Raw genomic sequence first — 1,222 nt, 5'->3', positions numbered from 1 at the left:
AGAAAAATGAAATGGCTATTTATGAGAAACAGTTAAATCAGTAACCGTTGTAAATAGTAATGTTGAAGTGATTGATTATAATATTAATGAATCTGGTAAATATAGGATAAGAGTTAAAAAATATTCAAACATTTTTGAAAATTCAATAAACGATGTTTTAGGTGTTACATATGTTAAAAATTAAAAAAATTTTACTTAAATTATTATCATTTTTAGGACTTTGTAGTGTTTTTAGCTTAAGTTCTTGTTCTTTGTTTCAAAAAAAGCAGCAAATTTTTAGAGATGAAGAAGATTCTTATAAAGAAGGTAGAATTGAAATTAAAAAAATAGCTTCATGAATCAGAAAAAATAATAATGATAATTTTGTTTTTTATGTTGACTATGATAAATTAATATTAGAAAATGAAAGAAAAAACAATAATTTTTTTTTACACGAAGATGAAGTTTATGAAAAAATATTTAACGAAAAAAAAGGGACTAACTCTTTTCGTAAAATTTCTAAAATAATAAGTACGGTGGAAGAATTTGAAAGAATTTTTGGACAAAATGGAAAAATAATTTTTAATCTTATTAAAGAAAAACATTTTGAAATTCAAAAAAATAATAAAATTTTTAATTTTTGAAATAAAAGTGATATTTTAAAAAATAAAAGGATGACAACAGAAGAATTAAATAATTTTTTTAAGAATAACAGTATTTTTCTTTATCAAACAAAATCATCCGAATCAAAAAGTGATCTGTTTATTGAGAAAAATGATGATGAAAAAAAAATAATAAATATAAAATATTTTTGAAATTGACCAAGAAGTCATATAAAATATAACCAATTATTTACTACAGATATAAAACCTGATATTTACGGCTTTATGCCTTTTTCTAAGGAGTATACAATAATTGATAAACACGTTTCATCAGAACAGGAACATGATGAATTGATTGAAAAAATTTTAAAATTAATTAAAAAACATAATTTAAAAGTTCAATAAATATATTTGAAAAACATTATAAATATTTAATTTTTACTTAAAAAATGATCTTATTTAAAATTTAAAAAAACCACAAAATTTAAATAAGGTCATTTTTTATACAAAAAAAGCACATTTTTTTGCTTTTTATTTATTTATAAGAAAAAATACAGATAAAAAAAATATATTTAATTATATAAAAATTAAAAGGAGAATAAAATGAAAAAAAAATTAAAACTAATAAAATCATTAATTCG

The 1,222-nt window shown here is 18.7% G+C and carries 2 protein-coding genes; both read left to right on the top strand.

All coding sequences use genetic code 4. From position 1 onward, the window contains the following. Positions 1-184: hypothetical protein (locus T403_RS04570; RefSeq protein ID WP_033161524.1), on the top strand; the 184-nt coding region annotated here is incomplete at its 5' end. Beyond that, positions 171-986, top strand: a complete 816-nt coding sequence (locus T403_RS0103955; RefSeq protein WP_033161523.1) for a hypothetical protein — start codon at positions 171-173, stop codon at positions 984-986. The genes T403_RS04570 and T403_RS0103955, both read left to right, overlap by 14 nt. The last annotated feature ends 236 nt before the right edge of the window (positions 987-1,222 follow it).

Origin of the sequence: Mycoplasma collis ATCC 35278 (assembly GCF_000701825.1) — a bacterium.
Lineage (GTDB): Bacteria > Bacillota_I > Bacilli_A > Mycoplasmatales > Metamycoplasmataceae > Mesomycoplasma_A > Mesomycoplasma_A collis.
Note: the sequence above shows the minus strand (reverse complement) of the source record. Positions and strands in the feature narration are given on the sequence as shown.